The sequence below is a fragment of the Psychrobacter sp. 5A.1 genome (genome assembly GCF_030407455.1).
Lineage (GTDB): Bacteria > Pseudomonadota > Gammaproteobacteria > Pseudomonadales > Moraxellaceae > Psychrobacter.
This window is the reverse complement of sequence record NZ_JASDDJ010000117.1, coordinates 1-2,418: the sequence shown is the minus strand read 5'-3', so window position 1 is coordinate 2,418 and position 2,418 is coordinate 1. Positions and strand designations below refer to the sequence as shown.

Below are 2,418 nucleotides of genomic sequence, written 5' to 3'. Positions count from 1 at the left end.
TCAAAAATTTCACTGCATATTGTCTAAAAAATAGTGACTGCCAGCACCACATTTGAATGTTCAACAGACCCTAATATCATAATGGCATTTTTAATGACTGTTGATGTCAAAATATTGTCGACGAGATTGTGACAGAAAGGAAAGTATAGGCAGTGAGCTATACTTTAGTGGTTTTGTATCAAGATAATGTAGAGATGGAAGTAGGTATGGTCAGTTCAATATAAAATCAATACAACCCATATCATAAAATCGTTTATCCAAGTTGTTCGCCATCCATCCTTATGACCCCTGCCGTCAAATCTGCAAATTTACCCTGCATAAGTAAAATATTTATTCGCTTATTTGTATCAGTACCAGTAAAATGCGAGACTGTTTTCTACACGAGTTTATGAGTAACCAATGATACGTTTAACTGAAATTAAATTGCCATTAAATCATGCACCTGAAGATCTAACGACTGCTATAACGACAAAACTTAAAATTTCTGCTGAGCAAATGGCGTCATTTGTGATGTTTAAACGTGGTTATGATGCTCGTAATAAAAGAAATATCCAATTAATTTATACGCTAGACATCACACTGACCGACTCGGATTTGACCAAAGATTTATTGGTTCAATTTGAGTCAGACAACCATGTTAAAGCAACACCAGATACCAGTTATAAATATGTAGGTGAAGCGCCAGAAAATTTAACTGAGCGCCCTGTTGTTATTGGTTTTGGACCTTGTGGTTTATTAGCAGCACTTACCCTTGCTCAAATGGGTTTTAAACCTATTATCATTGAACGCGGTAATGAAGTAAGACAACGCACCAAAGACACCTTTGGCTTTTGGCGTCAGCGTAAATTAAACACAGAATCAAACGTACAGTTCGGTGAAGGTGGAGCGGGTACTTTTTCTGACGGTAAGTTATATAGCCAAGTGAAAGATCCCAATCATTATGGCCGTAAAGTCATGACTGAATTTGTAAAAGCCGGCGCACCAGATGAAATTTTATTTGTCAGTAAACCGCACATAGGTACTTATAAGTTAGTCACCATGGTAGAAAAAATGCGTGCCGAGATCATAGCGCTTGGTGGGGAAGTCCGTTTTGCTACTCGCGTAGACGACTTGCATATCACTGGCTCAAAAGTAACTGGCGTGACACTTAATACTGGCGAAACCTTAAAAACCAACCATGTTGTTTTAGCCGTTGGTCACAGTGCCCGAGATACCTTCCAAATGATCCATGATAAAGGCGTGTATGTTGAAGCAAAACCTTTCTCTATTGGCTTTAGGATTGAACATAAACAGTCAACCATAGACCAAGCACGCTTTGGTGACAATGCTGGAAACGAAATACTTGGGGCTGCGGATTACAAACTGGTGCATCATTGTAAAAATGGTCGTTCTGTTTATAGCTTTTGTATGTGTCCAGGCGGAACCGTGGTTGCCGCCGCATCAGAAGAAGGCCGTGTTGTCACTAACGGCATGAGCCAATATTCAAGAAACGAGCGTAACGCCAACAGTGCTATTGTGGTAGGCATCGACCCAGAGCGAGATTACCCAAACCATCCTCTTGCCGGTATCGACTTACAAAGACAACTAGAAACCTTAGCGTTTGAATTAGGCGGCAAAGACTATAATGCACCGGCGCAAACCATTGGCGATTTCTTAAAAGGTAAACCAGACTCAGAATTAGGCGATGTAAAACCCTCTTACACACCAGGTATTACCTTAACCGACTTAAGCAAAGCACTGCCAGACTTTGCCGTAGATGCCATACGTGAAGCCATTCCAGCGTTTAATAAAAAAATCAAAGGATTTTCATCTGACGACGGTCTACTAACTGGTGTAGAAACCAGAACATCGTCACCAATCAGCATTAAACGCAATAAAGAATTTCAAAGCATTAATACCAAAGGCTTATTCCCTGCAGGCGAGGGTGCTGGTTACGCAGGTGGCATATTATCAGCAGGGATTGATGGCATTAAAGTGGCCGAAGCCGTGGCGAAATCAATGTTGAACATAGAGTGAGAGCGGCTTTCAACAGACCCTAAACCTCTTACCTAGATAAAAATATGCGATCGAAAAAGCCTTTCAAGCTATGAAGTACAAAGCTTGAAAGGCTTTTTTGTGTTTTGAAGGTGGGAAGTTACTCTTATATCTTGAAGAAGTAATGATGTTTTAAGTGCTTTAAAATCAAAAACTTTGACTTTCAACATATCGAGTCAGGCTTATTCATCATTATAACAAATGAGATTGATGAGCCACTATACGTAGATATGATTACTGGTGTGGATGTATGGATTTTTCTATCAGTATTGCGTGTAACTTTTTTGAATATTTAGCGTTTTTCGGTATCGGTGAGTACAGTTATTAATTGATTGCTACTATATATTAAACGACAAAAATCCTTACAACCAAGAGATTGTAAGG

General features: G+C 39.5%; 1 protein-coding gene. It reads left to right on the top strand.

The features are described 5' to 3' along the window. Positions 1-399: 399 nt before the first annotated feature. A complete protein-coding gene (locus QL982_RS14275) occupies positions 400-2,016 on the top strand; it encodes an NAD(P)/FAD-dependent oxidoreductase (RefSeq protein ID WP_290165915.1) in 1,617 nt (538 codons plus the stop codon). Positions 2,017-2,418 lie beyond the last annotated feature (402 nt).